The sequence below is a fragment of the Nostoc sp. DedQUE02 genome (assembly GCF_034531035.1).
Taxonomy (GTDB): domain Bacteria; phylum Cyanobacteriota; class Cyanobacteriia; order Cyanobacteriales; family Nostocaceae; genus Nostoc.
The window spans coordinates 72,729-94,722 of the sequence record NZ_JAVRBY020000013.1; the positions used below are offsets into that span (position 1 = coordinate 72,729).

Below are 21,994 nucleotides of genomic sequence, written 5' to 3' on the forward strand. Positions count from 1 at the left end.
TAAAAGAACTTCCAAAAAATAAAAACAACGGTCAACACCTAAACACAGCGATAATGATTGATTTTGAACCTTGGGACAAATTGTTGCATCAGTATGTCGATCAACAAGGTCGTGTAGACTATATTGCTTGGAAAACTGAGCAACCTCAAGCGATAGGAGATTGGTTGTCAAGTCAAACAAATCTGGATTTTACATCTAATTGCAGCACTTTTGAGCAATTGGCATTGTGGATCAATCTTTACAATGCGTTCACTATTTCGGCAATTTTGGAGAGATACCCAATTGAGTCAATTCTTCCGCGAATCTTAGGCATTCCCAACTGGCTGTCTTTTTTGTGGTTCTTTCAACGTCGTAGTCATTATATATTTGGCGAACGTTACAGTTTAACCAAAATAGAGAACTCTATTCTGCGGAAGAAACTACAAGAGCCGCGAATTCATTTTGCAATTGTCTGCGCTTCAGTAGGTTGTCCATTACTGCGTGCTGGAGCTTATTTTCCTGAACAAGTTACTCAGCAGTTAGATGAAGACGCTCGTCGCTTCATTAATAATCCTGAAAAAGTCCGTTATGACTCAGATAGTAAAACGCTTTACTGTAGCAAAATCTTTAAATGGTATCGTCAAGATTTTCTCAAGGTTACATCCTCCATTCCAGAATATATCTGCTCCTACTTAGAAACAGACCTGCCAATAAATGCCTCAACGCCGATTTCCTATCTTTACTATGACTGGAGCCTGAATCAGCGAATATCTTGATAAAATTGTTTGAGATAATTTGCATCAACGCCAATCCCCCACAAAATCCCAATGTAAAGGTAAATTGCAGTTGCTTTGAAGCTACCCCATTTGGCGACGCGGCGATCTGAAGATTGAACAATCCGGTTTACCTGATAAATACGTCCTTTTTTAACCAATTTCAGGCATAAATCTCCATCCTCCATAATCGGCAACGCCCGATCAAATCCATCGCAATCCCAAAAGTCAGTACTACGACAAAACATCACCTGATCTCCAAACAAAAGACGTAATCCTCGAAAAAATAGGTAAGGTTTAAATAACAGTGGTGCGTAATAAGTTTTTAGATAATTATGTAGAGAGATACCCCAGCGAGTCGTTTGAGATCCACTCATCAGAGAAATAAATCCCCCACAGGCAATAGTTGGCTCTGCTAAGGTTTGCTTTATTACAGTGATTAGGTCATCCGGCACCCAAGTGTCTGCATGAAGAAAACAAAGAATATCTCCAGTTGCAGCCGATGCACCGTAATTCATCTGAATAGAACGCCCACGCTGCTCAGATGAGAGAATTTGTAGACGACATAGCGACTGATCGAATGATTCAAAGCATTGCTTTGCAACTGCCATTGTCTCATCTTCGCTGCCACCATCTACCACTATCACTTCAAAAGCAGGGGGATTAAGTAAAGTCAGTTGGCGCAATGTACGCCCCAAACTAACTGCTTCGTTTAAAGTCGGAATGACAATCGAAACTTGAGACATGCAGTATAAATAGTTTTATTATTGCTTTTATTCTACTTGCTTAATGTTGATGGGTTTTAGTAATCGAGAAAAATCGGGATATCTGAGTCACTTTTTGATTAGAAATTTGATGCTATCGGAATCCGGTTTGATTACTGAAATCACTTGGCTTAGTAGGCAATAGGAAATAGGCAATAGGCAATAGGCAATAGGAAATAGGCAATAGGCAATAGGCAATAGGATTTCAGAAGATTAAGGTATACCAAATTTTTTCAAAAATCAAATATTAGTCCTGTTAAACAAACAAGCGTATTTACTTAAAATTTACCACTCCTGAGCACGGTTTGTAGCTTTTAGCAGTTTTCCCCATATTGCATTATAAGGATGTACAAGCTGTGTCTGATGCTCGTCTTTAAAAATAAGCCTCCCTTCATTTACCCACTGAAAAATCCCACCGCTTAAGTTATAAATGCACTTCATCCCGGTTTGCTGAAGCCGTTGGGCTAATTTGGCGCTCCGGTAGCCAATAGAACAGTACACGATAATTGGTCTATCTTTTGATGTTGAAAGTGCTGTTAAGTCAGGTGTAAAAGTGTCTATATGTACTGCTGTTTCGAGATGGCTCACCTCATACTCTGTCTGACTTCGTACATCTAGCAGTAATGGCGGTGGTGCAGAATCCAATAGTAATTGAGCTAATTGGTTGCAATTAATTTTCTCAACAGTAGGAAACTGAAATTCGATCAGAAGTTTAATTAAGTTAAATGTGAGCGATCGCACTTGTGAAAATCCTCCAGACTATTTAACTTTAATTCACTATAAACTCTGATTTTTCCAAAAAATAAATTACTATCTCATTAATTCTGACAACATCTGCTCCAAAATATCTTCCATAGTTTCCTCGTCTAAGGAGTGCATTGGTGGGCCATCAAGAAATTCTTTGATAGTGATTTTCTGTTCTCTAAAGTCCTTGACAAAATCCCGAATTTGAGAAACAACCTTTATTTGATTATCTATTGTTTCTACCATAATAGCCATAGAGTCAATACCTTTTTTAGCAGCTTTACGAGAATCGGAAACCATCGTCCCTTCTGGAGTTTTTTTTGCCAAACGTAATTCGCGTTTCAAGTTTTCATATTGAGTGATAAGAATTTGATTTTGCTGCTCTATAGTTCGACATTTTCGAGTTAAATCATCCTCACTATTATTGTCAATAACTTCCCCAACTTGGTGAATTCGTTCAATTTCTAGAAGTCTTGCCAAATCACCTTCTTGGTAGGCTTGATTGATTGTTTTCATGATTTCTGTATAATCTGTCTGTGTCTCGCTGTCTTTTACTTTGTCAGGGTGAAAGATTTCAGCTAACCTCAGAAATGTTTCACGAATTTTTCTCTTATCTTCTGTTCTAGCTACAGACTGAGATTCTACAGATTCTTTTGTTTCCCAATATTGATGGCGACCTTCAGTAGTTTCCCTGGAAAAGTCTGATTCGGTATTGGGATTGTCAAACAATTCATCTAGCTCTGTTGAAAATTTTTTGCGAATGCTTTTTGGGCTAATGATTCCTGTAAACTGGAGTTTCAGGTATACGGCCTCTATATTTTTGAAGGTTTGTTTGCCAAACTTTCTAGTAGTAAAAATTTCATCAAATAGAGCATGAAGATTCTGGTCTAACTCAGCCATTTTTTGGAAGCTGGGACTGGCTTTATGAAAAATTTCTGTGGCAAAAGTTCGCGTCTGTTCAACAAAGTTATTCAGTTCTGTGCGTTTTCTCTTAATCTGTTTGAGTAAGGATTGGTGTTCTTTTTCTAAAAATTGTAAGCGGATATGTAATTGAGACAGAGCTAGTGGAGTTGCAAGAGTAGAGTGGGATGGAGGTGGAATTTTTCGAGGCATAAAAGATTTATGGTAAGAATTCAATTGCATTCGCGCTGGATCTAATTTTAACGTTGCCAGCAGTTGCAAACATTCTATTTTTACCTGCGGACGTTCCTCTCTTAAATGGCTCTGGTGCTTTGAGAGGATCACGAAACATCTGTGCAATTGCAGTAACTTCCAGTACGCTTGGACACAAGTAAAGCCCAAACCGAATCAGTTATAAGTAGAGTGTGCGATCGCTTGTGAAATACTGCAACTTCTGCAAAAGAACCTCGTTTCAAGTCGATGTCCAATTCAGTTTTTCTGCACGATACGCTGCTGAAAAAGCACGACCAAAAGTAAGAAAGCACCACGGAGTACAAGTTGCCACCAAGGAGTAATGGTTCCCTCAAGATTTAAAAGATTGTACATCATTCCTAGTAAAAGTACACCGACTAGCGTCGGAAACACGCTCCCCTGACCCCCTGCGAGAAATGTTCCTCCCATGACGGTGGCGGCGATCGCATCTGTTTCCCAGCCAAAGGCGGCCACTGGCTGACCCGCCCCTAGACGACCTGCGAGAATAATACCAGCAAGCCCTGAAAGTAAACCGCTAAATGTGTAGACTGCAAGCTTTACTTGGTTTGGGTTCACACCCATCAGCCGAGAAGCCTCCTCGTTGTTGCCAATAGCGAATATGTGCAAACCTAATTGGCTTCTGTGCAGCATAAACCAAGCAGCAAAATATAAGAGTGCAACTATCAGCACAGGTACAGGAACCCAACCAATGAACCCTCTACCCAGCCAAACAAGTCCCGATGCTGTCGATGATACGGCAATGGACTTTTCCTCGGTGATGCTCAACGCCAGCCCGCGTGCAGCGCTGGCAGTGAATAAGGTAACGACGAACGGCTGAAGCCGCGCACGAGACACCAGAAGACCATTGACTACACCGAGCAACGTGGTGCTAGCAATGCCGGCGGCGATTGCTACGAAGCTTCCTTGAGGAGCGAGAATTGCGGCGACAACACCACCTAGAGCAACGAGGGAACCCACAGACAGATCGATTCCTCCACTCAAGATTACGACAGTCATGCCCAGCGCCACGATCGCCAGCATACTGTTCTGTCGCATGATGTTCATCAGATTAACAGGTGTCAGGAAGGTTTCATAACGAAAGGATGCGAAAACAGCCAAACTAAGGAGCATGAGTAGCACGCCTTGGGAGGTGAGGAGCTTGGCAAAACGCCGCATACCCGCAAGTGTAAGAGATTTTGTAGCAGCCATGACGCGTTAAACCTCCCTGGGACGCTGCAAAAAAATGGCGAAAAGAATGATTACGGATTTCAAAACCAATGACCAGGTAAAGGGAATCAGCAGCATATTGAAACTTGTGGAAATCACCTGCATGAGAAGGGCCCCGACAACAGTGCCGAGGATATTTGCCCGACCACCGGAGAAGGGCGTACCGCCAACAACAACGGCGGCGATCGCATCAAATTCCGCGTTGACACCGACTTTACTCGGATCGCCCATACCCAGCCTCGCTGTCTCAATAAGTCCGGCAACCCCAGCAAGCAGGGCGCTAATTATATAGACTATATATTTCACGCGCTCCGCACGAATACCCGCAAGCCGTGCAGCCTCCTCGTTGCCGCCAACTGCAACGATATGACGACCGAAAAGTGTAGAGCGAATACAGAAGAAAGCTGCCGCGATCGCTACTGCCGCAATCACAACTTGAATTGGTATAGAACCGACATAGCCCTTTCCCAGCGCTTCAAATGTCGGATTGACAAAGGGAACGAGCTTACCGTCCCCGATAACCTGAGCAATCCCACGCCATAAGATCAGAGCCGCCAAGGTGACGATCAAGGCATCAAGTTTCAGACGTGAGATCAGAAAGCCATTGATTGAACCAACCAATAGAGCAGCGCTGAAAGCGAACAAGATGGCAACAGTCATCCCATACTTAATCAGCAATGCGACAATGACTGAAACCAATGCCATAGTAGAGCCAACCGTCAGGTCGATGCCACGGGAGGCAATGACAAAGGTCATACCAACGGCAACCAACATTGTCGTCGATACTTGGAGCAACATATTTAATGTGTTGCTAATTGTTGCAAAACGCGGAGTGAAGATGGCGTTTGCAACGTAGAGAATTAAAAGTGCCGCAAATGCACCGAAGTTTGGGTTCCACAGGGTTCCCCAACCCAGATCGGACTTCTTGCTACTCATTTGGGTTTTGCTTTGTTTGAGATTGTCCATCATCCTGACGATCTGCACCTTCCGCCATTGCGTGCAGAATTGCTTTTATGTTCTTCTGCTCGCCGCCCAGTTCCGCGATTGACCGCCCGTCACGCAGGACGACGACACGTTGCGAACCTTCAACTAATTCTTCCACTTCCGAGGAAATCATCAGAACTCCCAGCCCTTGCTCTGCTAGTTCGGCAATCAGCTGCTGGATTTCGCGCTTTGCACCAACATCAATACCACGAGTTGGCTCATCGAGGAGAAGAAGTTTTGTATTCTTGCACAGCCATCGCGCCAGAAGCACCTTCTGCTGATTGCCGCCCGATAGTTCGTGGATCTTCTGCTCGGCGCTGGCTGCCTTGATTCCAAGGCGCTGCATGAAACGCTCTACAAGCTCGTTCTGTTGTTTTCTAGAAACGATGCCCCATCGCGTCAGGTTAGGTAGTGCAGCAAGCGTCAGGTTTTCGCGCACCGAAAGCTCAGGGATGATCCCGTCTGCCTTGCGATCCTCGGAAAGGAAAGCGATTCCAGCAGCGATCGCATCATGAGGATCGCGCAGAGATAAAAGACTACCTTCGAGTTTTACAGTTCCACCCTCAAGGGGTTCAGCCCCGAATAGGGCACGCACTGTTTCACTACGACCAGAGCCGAGCAAACCTGCAATTCCGACGATTTCGCCATGCCGCATTTCAATGGAAATACCATTGAGCCGTTTTTTATATTTGAGAGCTTCCGCTTGGAGTAGCACTGGCCGATCTGGCGTGTTTTGCGAGTGTCCTGCAAACGCCGTGACTCCTTGGCTCACCTCTTCGGGTTTACGACCTAGCATAAAACAAACGAGTTCCAGACGAGTCAGCGAAGAGAGCGATCGCGTCACGATGTTGCGCCCATCACGTAGTACCGTCACGCGATCGCACACGGCGTAAAGTTCTTCAAAACGGTGGCTGACGTAAACGATGGATGTTCCTTGCGACTTTAGCCGCCGCATGACATCAAAAAGAACAGAAACTTCAGTTTCCGTCAGCGAACTCGTGGGTTCATCGAGGATCAGCACCCGCGCCCCAAAGGAGATAGCGCGGGCGATCGCCACCATCTGGCGATGGGCAATATTCAGCGAACCAACCACTGAGTGCGGGTCGATATGCAACCCCAGGCGCTCCAGGATATCGGCGGCGTTAGTATTCATCACTCGTCTATCAATGATGCCGAAGCGATGCGGCTCCCTGCCCAGAAAAATATTCTCAGCAACAGTTCTCAAATCCACGAGCTGGATCTCTTGGTAAACAGCTACAATGCCTGCCGCCTGCGCTTCGGTTGGGTTCTGAAATGCCACGGTTTTCTGGTCGTACTCTATAACACCCGAATCCCGTCGATAAGCCCCCGTCATAATCTTGATCAGCGTCGATTTGCCAGCGCCATTCTCTCCAACCAGTGCATGAATCTCGCCTGCCTTCAGTTCAAAATCCACACCCCAGAGCGCTGGCACGCCGGAAAAACTTTTTTTTATACCCGTCATGCACAGGACATTTCTAGTCGCCTGATTCATCGGCTTTACCTAGTTTTTGTCTTAATTGCCGATAGTGGAGATCCTTCACTTCGCACTATAGTAATTTTTTTTATCTATCGTGGAGGCTCAGGAAAATTCCAGGTTATCTTTTTTTTATTTTAGGATGAGAACTACTTATACCAATTTTCTCAAATCCGGCAACATATTCAAATCCTGAAACCCAAACAATAAGTAGGTCGGTGTGAATAATTATTGTTGGGATAAAGCAGAGGGCAGCACTTCGGCTCATTTCGGCTACGCTCAATGACCAACACTCAGTGACCGGGAGGAGGGGGAGAAAGAGTTTGAGCCTTATTTATTTTTATTCACACAGTTTGGTTTTATTGCGCCGACTTAATTATCTGATTTTCTTAATTACGAATTACGAATTACGAACTTGTACTGCCCTTCGACTTCGCTCAGGAACCGCGTAGCCGAAGTATTACGAATTGGTATTAGTATGCTTCATCTACGAAATCCTTGGCATTGGTAACATCAAAGAGTCTGTCTTTGAGAATAATCCGAGGAGGAATTTTCTTGCCAGCAAAATACTCTTCCATCGTGGTGAAGACAAGCGGGCCAAAACGCGGGTTCGACTCGACACTAACACCAAGCTCACCACGGATTATCGCCTCAAGCGCGGCTTTCTGACCATCGATTGAACCGACCATCACATCCTTACCAGGCTTCATACCTGCGGATTTGAGAGCCTGGATAGCACCCAATGCCATTTCGTCGTTGTGAGCATACACTGCGGTAATATCGGAACCCTTCGCCTGGATGATGTTTTCCATTACCCGCACTGCCGCAGCCCGCGAAAAATCCGCCGTCTGCGTGGCGATGATTTTCATGTTGGGATAACTAGCGATCGCATTACGAAACCCCTTAGCCCGATCAATTGCAACCGATGAACCCGCAGTTCCAGTGAGTTCCACGATGGATGCCTTGCCATTGCTTGCCTTAGCCAGCCATTCGCCAACGCGGCGGCCTTGCGTGATAAAATCTGACCCAAGAAAGCTGACGAAATGTTCGCCTGGTCTTCCCGCCGCTTCACGGTCGATGAGAAAAACCGGGATTTTTGCCGTTCTCGCTGCTTCGAGGGCGGGTGTGAGTCCTTCATACTCGCGTGGTGCAAGAAATATCACATCAACTTGTCGCGCGATCAGATCCTCAATATCAGAAAATTGCTTTGATGTCTGTCCCTGGGCATCCGTCATCAGAAAATCATAAGTTTGCTTACGCTTGGCCGCCTCCTCCTTAATGCTGTTCGTTTCGGCAATGCGCCACGGGCCGATGTTCTCCGTTTGCGAAAATCCGACAATTTTTTTTGTTTTCTCGCGTATACAGCCAGACAGCGAGAAAGCCGAAACAATAATCACAACGTAGGCGCTAAATACCAGGAACTTTGGCATATAAGCTCCGATACCTGAGCATCCAAAACAGGTTTTATTCTTCATAACCCGATCATGTCTGAACGCTACATTGAGCTTATCTCAAAATAAATATAGGACTCATATTTGATTTCTGAAAAAATTCAGTACAACTCAAAGAGGTTTCTTGACTATTGCAAGAGTGCCTATTGCCTCTTATCTATTGCCTATTGCCTCTTATCTATTGCCTATTGCCTATTTTTCGATAAGTCGCTTCAGGGGTATAAAAAACAACTCAAACACCAACCGTGACGCGATCGCTAATTTCCATTTCCAGAACTTCTTCAATGTGTTGAATTGTTGCCGGAGACAGTTGTTTACCCGATGCACTAACGTTTTCTTCTACCTGTGCTGGTTTGCTTGCACCGATGATAACGCTACTAATTTCGGGATTGCGTAAGCACCAAGCAAGCGCCAATTGGCTGAGGCTCAAACCTTCTTGTTCGGCGATGGGCAACAGTCGCTGTACCTTGAGCAACTGCTGCTGATCCAGTTTCCCATTGTTTAAAAACATATTTTGTTTCGGGTCACTTGCCCGTGAACCTTGGGGTAAGGATTGACCCGGTTTGTATTTACCAGTCAGCAGACCTTGCGCTAAGGGTGAATAATTGATTATGCCAATACCTTCTCGACGGCACAGGGGTAACACTTCTTTTTCGATTGTGCGATCGAGCATATTGTAACGAGGCTGATCGGATGCGATCAGTGCGAGATTTGCCAACCGCGTCAGGTCGGTCGCATGGGCGAGTTGTCCGGCACTCCATTCAGAAACTCCGTAATAAAGGATTTTCCCCTGTTTTACCAGATGATCAAATGCCATCAAAGTTTCAGCCAATGGTACAGTCGGGTCATAACGATGTGCCTGGTACAGATCAATGTAGTCCAGCCCCAATCGCTTCAGACTGGCATCACATTGCTCCAGAATATGTTTGCGTGATAGTCCGCGATCGTTGGGCCCATTACCCATTGGGAAATAAACTTTGCTTGCCAGAATATATGATTCACGCGGGTATTGCCGTAGCACCTTACCCACAATTTTTTCAGCTTCTCCCCCGGCATAGACATTTGCCGTGTCAAAAAAATTGATTCCCAAATTATATGCTTGCTCAATACATTCACCGGCGGTATCTTCTGCCGTTGCGCCACCATAGGTAAGCCACGATCCTAAACAAATTTCCGAGACACGAATACCGTGTTTACCTAACTGCCGATATTCCATAAGTTATCTCCTTTTTACGAAACCTTGATTGACTCCCTCTTGCCGTCAAAACCAATGTTAAAATTCGCACTTTAAACAGGATGCGATCGCCATCGCTTGATCGCATCCTAGTTAATTCTTTAAGCCCACTTTAGAAAATGTTGGTGCTTAAGTTCTCTTTCATCAGGAAGAAACACCAGCTCATCAATAGGTGAACTTATAATAAAAAATATAGTGATGCCGCCCGGAATTAGAGTAACTTCAGACTGATCCTGGTGGCTCTTTCTCAATCAAAAGCTCTTTTTTACTCTGCTTTAACTGTTTCCAAAGTGCCTGAATTTGCTTGTAAGCATTTTCTGGGTCAAGCTTACCGTTGGTTTCTAAGGCAGAAATGTAGCCAACTTTTTGAGCAAATTCTTGCAAATTGGCATTAAAAACTAAGTTTGGTAGCTGAAATTGACCGTAATAGCCATTGCGATGATAAATAAATCTGTTTTTGTCTGATTGATTGTGCTGTACCATCAGTTCACCCTGTCATTAATATTTGGCCAAGCAAAACAGGCATATTGCACTGAAAATGCATATCCGTAAGTCGGCTATTGTGCTTGAAGCAATTGCCTCCTCCTGCTTTTGCCTGATATAGTGCTTTATTTATTCCCGTAATTATTTTTTCAAAGTTAGAACAGACTCAGGAATTACTGTGGCCAACCCAGCACTCCGACGGTTAAGCAGTTTTACTACTTCTCTTACTAACTATCTTGGTAAAACTAGATGGATCAGAATATTTCAATACAATAATATCGTAGTAAAATTTGCAAAAGTGCCAACAGACTGAGTTTAGGTAAATTTTTGACGTAGTTAATAATACATAATCAGTGTCTGGCATCCCTGGCTTATGTGTTGCATTTTCGCTGGGAGCAAGGCTACTACTTGCTTTTCTGATTACTGAATCGGTGTTCTAGAGTGTGCTTTACTCATCGCTTTTATATAGTGCTATCTATATGTATAGAACTCATATTTGATTGCGTGAAAAAGCTCAGTACAACTAAGAAGCCTTCATCCCTATTCCCTGTCTACGCAAATCAGTATAGCTACACCAAGCTGCGCGAACAGACACCAAAGCGGATTTTTATATCTACTGTGCCTTTATTTTCTGCTGGGAAGCAGTTTCGGGAAAAAGTAGCACCTTAATCAATACAGATTCTGAAATTTTATGCGAAAAATTATGATTGGGGTTATGGGTCGGGGAGAAAATGCGACAGCAAATGATTTACAGAATGCTTATATACTAGGTCAACTTATTGCCAAACAAGGATGGGTTTTACTCACTGGTGGTAGAAATGCAGGGGTAATGGATGCAGTAAGTAAAGGTGCAAAATCTGGTGATGGTTTAACTATTGGTATTCTTCCGGGTGAGAATCAGGATGGAATTTCCTCTTGGGTGGATATTGCGATTTTCACAGACATGGGGAATTCTAGAAACAATATTAATGTTCTTACCAGCGATCTGGTTATTGCTTGTGGTATGGGTGCAGGAACTGCTTCAGAAATTGCTCTAGCTTTGAAAGCAAATAAGCAAGTAATTTTGTTGAATAACGATCAAGAAAGTAAACTTTTCTTTAAAAAACTGTCGCCAGACAATGTTTATATTGTGGAGAATGTGGATCAGGCGATCGCTACTGCCAAAACAATTTTATCAACGAAAGCAGGAGGCAGTGTTTCGACTACGCCCAACAACCAGGCAGGAGGAAAACTGCCTCCTTCAAACTAATTAGTAATTAGTGAATCAGTAAGGTCTTCTCCAAAGGGAGAAACTAGGGCCAAGGAATCTCCCAAAATAGAGTTAGGACTTACGCAAGATATCTCTGAAACTCTAATCATCTTCAAGTTTTAACAATTGTTCATCAAGATTTTGTATTCGCCCTCGGACAATTTCTTCCGAGAGAATTCGCTTTCGCATTGCCTCATTGAGCGCTCCTTTTTCTGCCAACAGTAAACGCCTACGAATGGCTTCAAGTTTACTGCTCTTACCACTTCCACCTTCCACTTCATCAGGGCGACGATTATAAAGTTCTCGCAGTGTCTTTTCTGCACCGGCAATTCGCACCTGATAAGCTGAACGCATCTCTTCATAAACAGCTTTTGGTAAAACCCCTGATTTCAACAAGCTATCTAATTCATCTTGTGCTGCTTTACCCGTCATCAACTGGGCTTGCAATTCTTCAACCTGTTGTTGAGCCTCTGAAAATTTAGATAATTTTAAGCGTTTTACCACCCAAGGCAAACTTAAACCCTGTCCCACTAACGACACCAGCACACAGCCGAAAACTATAGCTATCAGCACTTCTCGCCCTGGCAGTGTAGAAGGTAAGCTCAATGCCAGAGCCATTGAGAGTGAACCTTTGATGTTGCCTAAAAACAGTAAATGTTGCCAGCGTAGCGGAATTGGGCGGTCAATCCAACGAACCACTGCTAGTAGCGGATAGACTGTAAGAACTCGCCCGATTTGATAAGCCAAAACTGCAAGTAGAATTGCAGGTAAAGTTTTCCACAGCGTTACCAAGTTTATTTCTACACCAATGAGCAGAAAAATAAAGGTGTTGACGGTAAAACTGGCATATTCCCAAAAACTCAACAAGGTGATGCGACTAGAAGCAGAGGTATTGCGAGAAAGCCCTAAATTTCCGAAAATTAATCCAGCGACAACTACAGCCACAGGGCCTGATACACCGATAAATTGCCCAATCTGAAAAGTTCCTAATGCAACTGCGACCGTCAGTAAGAGGCTACTAAGAGCATCATCTAAACGGGCGAATACAGGTATGCTCAAGTAGCCCAAGACTAACCCCACAAGGCAGCCACCTAGAGAGATAAATAGTAGTTGTTGGATTCCTTCTATAAATGTGAGTGAGCCTGTTGAATATACTTGCACAATCAGGTTGAAGGAAACTAGGGCAGCAGCATCATTGAATAGGGTTTCCCCTTCAACGATAGTGGAAAGCCGGGAGGGCACTGGTATATCCTTAAATACAGCAATCATGGAAACTGTATCAGTGTTTGCCAGAATTACTCCGACAAATAAGGCAGGTATCCAACTCAATCCCAGCACAAATTTTAACAGCAGGGCAATAATAGCACTGGAAATCACAGCCCCTGGCCCAGCTAGTAGGGCAATTGGTTTAAAGGTGCTGCGTAGACGGCTGACATCTGTATTAATACCAGCTTCAAAGATCAGAATTGGTAAGAAAAGATCCAAAACAAGGGTTGGATTTAAACCAATCCGACGAGACAATAACTCAGTGATGGGCAAACCTGCTAATACTAAACCCGTAACATAAGGGATTCCCAACCGCCGGGACAGCAAAGCTACTCCTGTAGCCACAACCAAGAGAATAATTGAAACTTTGACTAATTCGGTAACATCCACTATTACATTTTGGAGAGTTAGTTTGACTTGACTGATAGATTCTCTCTTCATTTATGCCCAATTAGCAAGTTCTTCCGAGGAGAACTCTTGGCAATTGCAGCAGATACTTATGCAGAATTTGTTAAGTCTGGTCGGTTAAATAAAGAATTAGCGTCTATGCTTGAGGATATTTTGCAGATTAACACTCACGGTAAAAGCGTAAAAATTATGCAAGATAATCGCAAACAAACGGCTCTTATTACTGGTGCATCTGGCGGCATCGGTTATGAATTTGCGAAGTTATTTGCTCAGGATGGTTACAATCTGGTGTTGGTAGCTAGAAGCGTGGACAAGCTGAATAAAATCGCTGACGAATTTAAAAATAAATTTGGCATTGATGTCAAAGTTATTTCCAAGGATTTATCTAAACCATCAGTCTCAGAAGAAATTTTTACTGAACTAGAACAAGCATCAATCAAAGTTGATGTACTGGTAAATAATGCTGGGTTTGCTACCTACGGATTATTTAACGAAACTGACCTGAATACTGAACTGCAATTACTACAGGTCAATATTTTATGTCTGACACATTTAACCAAATTATTCCTCAAAGGTATGGTTAAGCGTGGATCTGGAAAAATATTAAACGTGGCTTCAACTGCTGCTTTTCAACCAGGGCCGTTAATGGCAGTATATTACGCTAGTAAAGCCTATGTCTTATCATTCACAGAAGCGATCGCTAATGAGTTAGAAGGTACTGGTGTCTCAGTGACGGCGCTTTGTCCAGGGCCTACAGAATCTGGTTTTCAACAAAGAGCCGCAATGGAAGACTCAAAGCTGATAAGCGGTAAAAAAATTATGACTGCGGAAAAAGTAGCCCAAATCGGCTATCGTGGTCTATTTGAAAACAAAACTGTTGTCGTTCCTGGAATTAAAAATAAGCTCCTCGCTGAATCTGTAAGATTTACTCCCAGAAACCTGGTGACTAAACTAGTTAGAAATATGCAGAAAAGCAAATAAGTTGTAATATCATGTCCGCTTGATTACTTAACTAGGCTCTAAGAGGTTGTTTGAAAAGTGTTTTGCTGTGACTTTAGGCACTTTAGATCCCCCCTAACCCCCCTTAAAAAGGGGGGAACCGGAGTCAAAGTCCCCCTTTTTAAGGGGGATTTAGGGGGATCTAAAACTTTTGATGCCGACAAGAGGACTTTTCAAACATCCTCTAAGAACCCCACCCCCAACCCCCTCCCCGCTCTTTGAGAGGCGGCTAAAATATATCTCATTGGATTAGGAAAAGCTATAAGAGTCTGAAACAATTTTTAATTACGAATTACGAACTTGTACTGAGTTTCGACTACGCGGTAATCGAGCGACTTGCACTGAGTTTCGACTACGCTCAACTACCGCGGCGTCGAAGTGAGTCGAGATTCAACTACCGCGTAGCCGTACCCCTCCGGGGAAGCAAGCTACGCGCAGCCTCTCGTAGAGAAGTATTACGAATTATTTTAATCCCCCTGCGGATGCTCATCCCACAAGGTTGTCAGCTCTCGTAAACTTTGATGATTGCCATTACCCAAAATCAGATGATCTAGTACCGGAATGCCCAAAAGCTGCGCCCCTGATAATAACTGACGCGTCAATTCTATATCTTCCTGGCTCGGTTCAAGGTTCCCAGAAGGATGGTTGTGGGCAACTATTACCCGCGTTGCACCATGACGGATAACTTCGCGAAAAATATCACGGGGAGATGCTAGGGTTTCGGTTGCAGTACCAATGGTAATTACTTGCGTACCCAATAAGCGATTCTTAACATCTAATAGCACCACTGCAAAACGTTCTTGTATCTGCCACATCAAATCTTGACTGAGGGTAGCAGCAGCAGCAAGTGGGCTATCAATTAATGTGCCATCATTGGGTCGAGATTGAAAGGCGCGTTTACCCAATTCAATTGCTGCTAAGATACTTGTCGCCTTCGCCGGGCCAACACCAGAAATTTGCATCAATTCAGCAGGGCTAACTTCTCGCAAAACTACTAAAGGATCGCGTTGGTGTTTGGCTAATTCGCTCAAGATATATTGTCCCAAACCCACAGCAGATAATTTCCCTGGCCCTTGACCAGTGCCTAGAAGAATTGCGATTAACTCTGCTGTGGCTAAAATTTTGGCACCATGCGTCATTAATCGTTCACGCGGACGCTCATTTGTAGGTAGGTCGGCAATTCTGAGGCAATAGGTCATATTAAACTAAGAAAATAGCACCACACATAGAACTATCCTTAGTTATCCCTCGTTTGCTCGCAAAATCATCTTTATTTGAGAAAATCTTTAATTTTAGGAAATTTTCTCTATTTATGTACGTCTTGCTCTCAATGGAATAAAGGCTATCAGTGGCAAAGTGTTGGATCAAACTATGATCATCGCCTTTGCTAAAGGAGTGTAGGAAAGTCTCATTCACCACAAGTGTCAATTTAACGTTAAACCCTTGTAAGGTTATCTAAAGTAAACTATGGTTACAACTGCTTATATGCTTGATTAATACAATGACTCAAAAGATTGTAATTCTGGCTGCAAATCCTAAGACCACGCCTGCTTTAAGATTGGATCAGGAGATGAGAGAAATTGATGAAGGATTACGACGCTCCAAAAACCGTGATCAGTTTGTGTTGGAAAAGCGATTAGCAGTGCGAAGTGAAGATTTGCGACGTGCCTTATTGGATGAAAGACCACGTTTATTACATTTCTGTGGGCATGGAGCAGGTGAAGATGGAATCTTGCTCGAAGATGTAGTTGGTTGTCCCCATCTAGTAAAGGCAGAGCCGTTAGCCAAGTTGTTCAAGCTTTTCTCTAATCAAATAGAATGTGTAATCTTAAATGCTTGCTACTCAGAGTTTCAAGCTGAAGCAATAAGCCAGCATATCAACTATGTCATTGGTATGAAGCAGGCTATTGGTGATAAAGCTGCAATTAGCTTTGCAACTGGATTTTATGATGCTATCGGGGCGGGAAGAGTAATTGAAGATGCCTTTGAATTTGGTCAAAATGCAATTGAGTTAGATGGAATACCAGAAGAACTAACACCAGTTCTCAAAAAAAAGAGTAATATGAATCTTTTCCCTCCAAGCATTTCTCAAAAATCATCAGTTGAGATAAGTCAAACAAAGTTACCAGGAAAAGAGCTAGATCAAAAATTATTCCAACGTTTTCTTGAGGAACTTCCTTCAAACGGTAGTATTCGTTTTATCAAAGAAGCTAATATGGCTGGATTCTCCTTTCAAGTTAACCGTCTTGCTCAACTCCATAACTTCTCATTTAAGTGGGCAGATGCAGAACATGAGTTCATAGACCCAGTTTTAGAGTCGAAGCGAAAAGAATTGTTTGACTTGATTGAACAGTACACAATTTATGTTGCTTACAATACTTATCCAACACATAGAATTGGGTTTAATACTGTTCCTCCTGAATGGGAGAAAGAACAACCTGAGCAGTTTTGGCGTGTGGTAGATGAATTGCATGAACTCGCTGGAAAGGTTGTTGAGGCACATCAAGAGCTTGTCCGGCTTGGAAGAACACAGCTAAGTTAAATCCTCAGCATAACAAAACAATTGTAGTACTTAGTCCAAGCTTAACTGCCAGTGAGCGATCGCAAACTATTTAAACTCGTTCATTTTTACTGATTACTGATGAATTTGGGTTGCTTTGAGCATGTGGTAGGTAATAATTAACTGAGTCAAAGCCAGAGGATAACTTTGCAGTGTTTCTCCAGTTGTACCAGCAATTTTACCCAATTCTGGATTACTTTCGCGATCGCAAATACTTCGTAAATGGGGCATATCAGAACAAATAATATGCTCTAGCTTATTCACTTGGTCTAAGGTTGCATGACCATCGACTTCTAAGACATCTACAGGCTTACTCATATCCCTGTCTAGCCCCAGGCGGATCGCTGAGTCAGAATTACCATCGCTAGAGTTGATAATCTGGGTAAAATCTGGGTGGGGAATTGTCGGACGTAGTACCAAACGCACATTTAAATGTCCATTGGTTTCATCATCTTCCCCGGTGGGTGGATAGAAACTAATGACTATATCAGACCATTGTCGCTGCGGACGAATAAATTGTGCTGAGTCTGGTTCGCGCTTTTCTAGTTCCGCTAGTACCTGTTCAGCAGTGTAGCCGCGCTTTTGCGTATCTCGTTTGACTTTCCACTTAGTGCGTAGTTCTTCTGGTGGTGCAAGGTAAACTTTCACGTCGTAAGAGTCACGGGCAGCACGAGTAGAATAACCGAGTAATCCCTCAATAATCACAAATTTATTGGGTTTGATATACTGCGGTGGCTCGAATGTGCCGGTTTTATGGCTGTAAACTGGTTTGAGAATTGGTTGTCCTGTGCGTAGCAGCGACAAATGTTGCTGCATAATATCTAAGTGGTTGCAGTCTGGGTGGAGAGCGGTGATGCCAATATCTGCACGTTGTTGGCGATCGTAACGGTGATAATCATCTGTGCAAATGAGCGTAACATTTTCTGGGCCGAGTACCTGAGCGATTCCTCGCGTTAGTGTTGTTTTCCCAGCAGCGCTGTCACCTACAATACCAAGAATTATTGGACGGCTCATTATACCTCCCAGAATAAAAGCAAGTTTAGTAATAAAATTTCCCTACAATAGTTTTTATTCTAGAAGGGTTTAGGCAAGTAACTCTGAACTTAGGCTTGGTATGCAATATCTCTACATATAGAATGTCTGTACGCTGGTTTATTGCATAATAATTACAATCTACTTGAAGAAGAATTCAGAAATCAGAATGGTGACTGACGTATGTATAATCGCTTTCAGCGTTATTTGTACGCATGATGAGGGATGTAGCCGCAGAGTTTCAGATTGATCTAATATTATCTTTCACTAAGCGGCATCAAGATTAAACTAGAGCGTAGACTTTAGCTTCCCAGGGGAAGATGCCTTCTCTGCCTACCCATTCTGATGGAACTATTCGCTCTTGAGTAATTTCCTTCCACTGCTTGCCAACTGGGGTTGCAGGCCAATTCGGAACTCTGTACTCAGAACCAATAGGAGTGCCGTAGTCAGAGAAATTCGCCACAACAACTATTAATTGATCGGCTTTATTACCACGTTGCCAGACTAAAACTCGTTTACCATCGTTAAAGTCAACATGGAGAAATTGAGTATCATTTACAGCTAAAGCACTGAAAGTTTTACGCAAGCGAATTAACCTAGCAACGTATTGGAAAATGCGTTGCCGCCAATCATCTTTCACGCGGCTGTAGTTAACTGGGTCAATCTGCTTACGGTCGTCTGTTGTAGCTAAATCCTGTTGATCGGCAAATTCGTCTCCGGCTAGGATCATGGGAATTCCTACGGCAGTAAGCAGGCAGACAAATGCCAACTTAATGCGCGGTTCGGTATGAGCAATTCCATTACTAACCAGGTAACTGAAGAAACGCTCGTTACCATAACCGCCAACATCATGGGAAGTTATATAGTTTACCGCCTGAGAACCATCGCTAAAGCCTAAGTTTCGGCAATCAATTAGTTTGCGGATACTCCATTCAAAGCTGGGTTCATCCCAGGCATTTTTACCTAAAATCACCTGTCGAATGATTTGCTTAAATTTTTCATTCCAAAGTCCATCCAAACGATTTTGTCGGATGAGAGATAGGGGTACACTTAACTCTTCGCCAACTACGAGGAAGCGATCGCCTCTTCCGCCTCTTTTATCCCAAAGGGTGCGCGCAAAATCTTTAAATTCTTGCAAAAAGTCATAGTTGGCAATATTGTTGACGCTATCCAACCGCAAACCATCAACCCGATAATATTCCAACCAGTGGGCAATATGGGCTTTTAAGTATTCACGGGTTGGCACAAGCCATGATTTTTGTCCAGTAATGGGATTATAGCCTTCTACCCAATAGTTGTACTTAAATAAATCGCCGCCAAAGCCATCTCTTGAACCTTGTTCTGGATCGCCACTGGCCCATTTGATGTAAAATTCCAAAAAGTTAACGTTATGGTAAGGATTATTTCGCGAGAATGCCATTACCACATCGACAAAAAAGCGCAACCCTTGCTGATGGCAGACTTTGATCAGATTAGCTAAATCAGTCGAAGCAGTCGGTGCTGACTGGCTATCTGGGCGGCCTAAGTCAAAATCTGCGGCAAAATAATTTGCTGTACCATAGCCCCAATTGAGATTATCATCACTGTCTTCTGGTGGCAGAAGTTCTAAGGCGTTGATTCCCAGTTCCACAAGATGAGCGCGGTTATTGAAGGCGCTGACTATGGGAAAAGTCGGAGCGATCGCTTCTGGAATCAACAGTGCCAAAACGTCACGAAATGTGCCAGTTCCTTCTTCAATCGATCCATTTGAGTTAATCTTTGTCCAACGGGTTGGTAATTCGTAAATCACCAGTTGATTATTGGTTGGCAGCGTTTCTAAAGGAGCATCGCCTTCCCAATTTACAGTTTGCCCTTGGGGATCGCAGGGAATCAGTGTCCCATTTTGATAAAGCACGACGCTTGCCGGATCGAAGCTTGTAACGCCTCCCGATTCTGACGGTTTTGGTGCAAGAAAGCGTCGATCCACAGTCGTCGCTGTTGGATCTGTACAGTAGAGTATTTGGTTAGCATTGGCAGAGTCGTAAGGGTCTGAGTTGCGGATTTTAAACCAGTAAAAATAGACTTGTCCTTCAGTCAAACCAGATTCTTGAGCCGAAACTTCCCATAATTCTGGAAATTCTCTTGATTGATGAAGCGGAATTTCTCTGAATTTAGCTAATCTGTCTGGGCTTTCAGGGGCAGTGTTGCCAATGTAGAGAGTGGGAGCTAATTCTGAAGCACCGGGACGCCACAAGACAAAATGAGTTTTTTTACGGTTCAATAAATCGATAGGCATTACAAAAACCTCTGAGCGATCAAAGTTCAACTATCAAGTTCTTACACAATAACCGAGTGTGATTCCAGACGAGAGGTTGAACTAGAGACTAGGAATAGAGAAGATTTAGATGGGGATTTAAGCCCCAAAACCAGAGAATTATAGGACTTATATCATGTCCTTCTCATAGAAAGTATCGGAACGAGAGAAATAGCATTGTTAGTCAATGCAATGCCATTGTCAGTCGATGCAATGCCATTGTCAATCGATGCAATGCCATTGTCAATCGATGCAATGCCATTGTCAATCGATGCAATGCCATTGTTAGTCGATGCAATGCCATTGTTAGTCGATGCAATGCCATTGCAGGTTAAGAAACTTGTTTGTACACCGTAGTTGTTAAGGAGAGGGATATTAGAGACTTTGGCGTTACTGATTCCATGTATGAAAACGATTTTGCATAATACCAAAACCCTTGTAGAGACGTAGCAGTGCTACGTCTCTACATCTGGATTCATACTTCAATTCAGCAACGCCGAGACTTTTGCAAGATATCTAATCTGTTAGCTTTGAGTCACAGCCTCTTTCGCCAAAAACTTCTCTAATTCTGTCAGCGCATCAGCATCAACCTTAGTTTGCATTGGGCAGAACTTAGGCCCACACATCGAACAAAACTCAGCAGTTTTATAGATATCTGCTGGTAGAGTTTCATCGTGATATTCCTTAGCTCTTTCTGGATCGAGTGATAATTCAAACTGACGGTTCCAATCGAAGTTATAACGCGCCTTAGAAAGTTCATCATCTCTATCCCTTGCACCAGGGCGATGTCTAGCAATATCAGCCGCATGAGCTGCTATTTTATAGGCAATCAACCCATTTCTGACATCTTCGGCATTTGGTAGACCTAAATGTTCTTTGGGTGTTACATAGCACAGCATTGCAGTACCGTACCATCCAGCCATCGCTGCCCCAATGGCTGAAGTGATGTGGTCATAACCGGGAGCAATATCTGTCACCAATGGCCCCAACACATAGAAAGGTGCTTCAGAACACTCTTCCATCTGCTTACGGACGTTGAATTCAATTTGATCCATTGGCACATGTCCAGGCCCTTCCACCATCACCTGTACATCATGTTCCCAGGCTTTGCGAGTTAGCTGTCCAAGGGTTTTCAATTCAGCTAATTGTGCTTCATCTGAGGCATCATGGGTGCAACCAGGACGCAAAGAATCTCCTAAACTGAAGGAGACATCATATCTTTTGAAAATCTCGATAATATCTTGGAAGTGGGTATAAAGCGGGTTTTGTTTGTGGTGATGTAGCATCCACCGTGCCAAAATACCGCCACCACGAGACACAATGCCTGTGATGCGGCTTCTCACCAAGGGCAAATGCTCAATCAAAATCCCTGCATGGATAGTTTGATAATCTACCCCCTGTTGGGCGTGCTTTTCGATGATATGGAGAAAATCATCAGCAGTCAGGTTTTCGATTGTGCCGTGGACACTTTCTAAAGCTTGGTACACCGGCACCGTACCAATGGGAACAGGAGAAGCCTTGATGATAGCGGTGCGAATTTCATCCAAATTACCGCCACCTGTAGACAAATCCATCACGGTATCAGCACCGTACTTCACGGACAGATTCAGCTTATCAACTTCTTCCTGAAGATTAGAAGAATTGGGGGAAGCGCCGATATTAGCATTTACCTTGCATTTAGAGGCGATACCAATAGCCATCGGCTCTAAGTTTGTGTGATTAATATTAGCCGGGATAATCATTCGTCCCCGCGCTACTTCGTCACGAATGAGATCGGCAGGAAGATTTTCCCGTTGGGCGACGTAGTGCATTTCTTCGGTGATAACACCTTGGCGGGCGTAGTGCATTTGAGATACATTACTCTGCCCACGCCGTTTAGCAACCCATTCTGTCCGCATATT

General features: G+C 43.5%; 19 protein-coding genes and 1 pseudogene. 5 read left to right on the forward strand and 15 right to left on the reverse strand.

Going from position 1 to position 21,994, the window contains the following annotated elements:
* Window positions 1-53 precede the first annotated feature (53 nt).
* Window positions 54-755 carry a DUF547 domain-containing protein gene (locus tag RMX98_RS13470; protein ID WP_322679716.1) on the forward strand — a complete coding sequence of 234 codons (702 nt, stop codon included), beginning with the start codon at window positions 54-56 and terminating at the stop codon, window positions 753-755.
* On the opposite strand, the gene RMX98_RS13475 is transcribed toward RMX98_RS13470, so the two are convergent.
* The 10 genes and pseudogenes from RMX98_RS13475 to RMX98_RS13520 all read right to left on the reverse strand — a co-directional run bounded on the left by RMX98_RS13475 (window position 740) and on the right by RMX98_RS13520 (window position 10,286).
* Window positions 740-1,498: a TIGR04283 family arsenosugar biosynthesis glycosyltransferase gene (locus RMX98_RS13475; RefSeq protein WP_322679715.1), complete on the reverse strand. Its 759-nt coding sequence runs from the start codon at window positions 1,496-1,498 to the stop codon at window positions 740-742. The two genes, RMX98_RS13470 and RMX98_RS13475, sit on opposite strands and share 16 nt — an antisense overlap.
* A 303-nt stretch (window positions 1,499-1,801) precedes the next feature.
* Window positions 1,802-2,257, reverse strand: coding sequence for a rhodanese-like domain-containing protein (locus RMX98_RS13480; protein WP_322679714.1), 456 nt, complete (start codon window positions 2,255-2,257; stop codon window positions 1,802-1,804).
* Window positions 2,258-2,326: 69 nt separating this feature from the next.
* Window positions 2,327-3,373: a J domain-containing protein gene (locus RMX98_RS13485; protein ID WP_322679713.1), complete on the reverse strand. Its 1,047-nt coding sequence runs from the start codon at window positions 3,371-3,373 to the stop codon at window positions 2,327-2,329.
* A gap of 188 nt (window positions 3,374-3,561) precedes the next feature.
* Window positions 3,562-3,648: pseudogene (locus tag RMX98_RS13490) on the reverse strand (DUF4336 domain-containing protein); the annotation flags it as partial.
* Between the two features lies 1 nt (window position 3,649).
* The gene (locus RMX98_RS13495) at window positions 3,650-4,468 is read right to left on the reverse strand and encodes an ABC transporter permease (RefSeq protein WP_322679712.1); all 819 of its coding nucleotides are present in this window, start codon (window positions 4,466-4,468) and stop codon (window positions 3,650-3,652) included.
* A 159-nt stretch (window positions 4,469-4,627) separates the two neighbouring features.
* Window positions 4,628-5,608 (reverse strand): ABC transporter permease, encoded by a 981-nt coding sequence (locus RMX98_RS13500; protein ID WP_322679711.1) that lies wholly within the window; start codon window positions 5,606-5,608, stop codon window positions 4,628-4,630.
* On the reverse strand, window positions 5,568-7,136 hold the full coding sequence (locus tag RMX98_RS13505; RefSeq protein ID WP_322679710.1) for a sugar ABC transporter ATP-binding protein: 1,569 nt from the start codon (window positions 7,134-7,136) through the stop codon (window positions 5,568-5,570). Before RMX98_RS13505 ends, RMX98_RS13500 begins: the two co-directional genes overlap by 41 nt.
* 455 nt (window positions 7,137-7,591) lie before the next feature.
* Entirely contained in the window at window positions 7,592-8,593 is a 1,002-nt protein-coding gene (locus RMX98_RS13510; RefSeq protein WP_322679709.1) for an ABC transporter substrate-binding protein, read from the reverse strand.
* 208 nt (window positions 8,594-8,801) lie between these two features.
* A complete protein-coding gene (locus RMX98_RS13515; protein WP_322679708.1) occupies window positions 8,802-9,785 on the reverse strand; it encodes an aldo/keto reductase family protein in 984 nt (327 codons plus the stop codon).
* 240 nt (window positions 9,786-10,025) lie between these two features.
* On the reverse strand, window positions 10,026-10,286 hold the full coding sequence (locus RMX98_RS13520) for a hypothetical protein (protein WP_322679707.1): 261 nt from the start codon (window positions 10,284-10,286) through the stop codon (window positions 10,026-10,028).
* Window positions 10,287-10,977: 691 nt separating this feature from the next.
* Here RMX98_RS13520 and RMX98_RS13525 point away from each other — a divergent pair.
* Window positions 10,978-11,535 (forward strand): TIGR00725 family protein, encoded by a 558-nt coding sequence (locus RMX98_RS13525; RefSeq protein WP_322679706.1) that lies wholly within the window; start codon window positions 10,978-10,980, stop codon window positions 11,533-11,535.
* A 102-nt stretch (window positions 11,536-11,637) separates the two neighbouring features.
* Here RMX98_RS13525 and RMX98_RS13530 read toward each other — a convergent pair whose 3' ends face one another.
* Window positions 11,638-13,191 carry a cation:proton antiporter gene (locus RMX98_RS13530; RefSeq protein ID WP_322679759.1) on the reverse strand — a complete coding sequence of 518 codons (1,554 nt, stop codon included), beginning with the start codon at window positions 13,189-13,191 and terminating at the stop codon, window positions 11,638-11,640.
* A 207-nt stretch (window positions 13,192-13,398) separates the two neighbouring features.
* Here RMX98_RS13530 and RMX98_RS13535 point away from each other — a divergent pair, with 207 nt between their 5' ends.
* Window positions 13,399-14,190, forward strand: coding sequence for an SDR family oxidoreductase (locus RMX98_RS13535; protein ID WP_322679758.1), 792 nt, complete (start codon window positions 13,399-13,401; stop codon window positions 14,188-14,190).
* Between the two features lie 485 nt (window positions 14,191-14,675).
* Here RMX98_RS13535 and radC read toward each other — a convergent pair whose 3' ends face one another.
* Window positions 14,676-15,407: a RadC family protein gene (radC, locus tag RMX98_RS13540; RefSeq protein ID WP_322679705.1), complete on the reverse strand. Its 732-nt coding sequence runs from the start codon at window positions 15,405-15,407 to the stop codon at window positions 14,676-14,678.
* Between the two features lie 302 nt (window positions 15,408-15,709).
* Here radC and RMX98_RS13545 point away from each other — a divergent pair, with 302 nt between their 5' ends.
* Window positions 15,710-16,750, forward strand: a complete 1,041-nt coding sequence (locus RMX98_RS13545; RefSeq protein WP_322679704.1) for a CHAT domain-containing protein — start codon at window positions 15,710-15,712, stop codon at window positions 16,748-16,750.
* Window positions 16,751-16,843: 93 nt separating this feature from the next.
* Here RMX98_RS13545 and RMX98_RS13550 read toward each other — a convergent pair whose 3' ends face one another.
* Together RMX98_RS13550 and RMX98_RS13555 are read right to left on the reverse strand one after the other, a co-directional pair.
* Entirely contained in the window at window positions 16,844-17,782 is a 939-nt protein-coding gene (locus RMX98_RS13550) for a phosphoribulokinase (protein ID WP_322679703.1), read from the reverse strand.
* Between the two features lie 301 nt (window positions 17,783-18,083).
* Entirely contained in the window at window positions 18,084-20,075 is a 1,992-nt protein-coding gene (locus tag RMX98_RS13555) for an alpha-amylase family glycosyl hydrolase (protein ID WP_322679702.1), read from the reverse strand.
* Between the two features lie 195 nt (window positions 20,076-20,270).
* Between RMX98_RS13555 and RMX98_RS13560 the strand changes: the two genes are divergently transcribed.
* Entirely contained in the window at window positions 20,271-20,450 is a 180-nt protein-coding gene (locus RMX98_RS13560) for a hypothetical protein (RefSeq protein WP_409880926.1), read from the forward strand.
* A 167-nt stretch (window positions 20,451-20,617) separates the two neighbouring features.
* Here the strand turns inward: RMX98_RS13560 and thiC are convergent, their stop codons facing one another.
* A complete protein-coding gene (gene thiC, locus RMX98_RS13565; protein WP_322675827.1) occupies window positions 20,618-21,991 on the reverse strand; it encodes a phosphomethylpyrimidine synthase in 1,374 nt (457 codons plus the stop codon).
* Window positions 21,992-21,994: the final 3 nt, after the last annotated feature.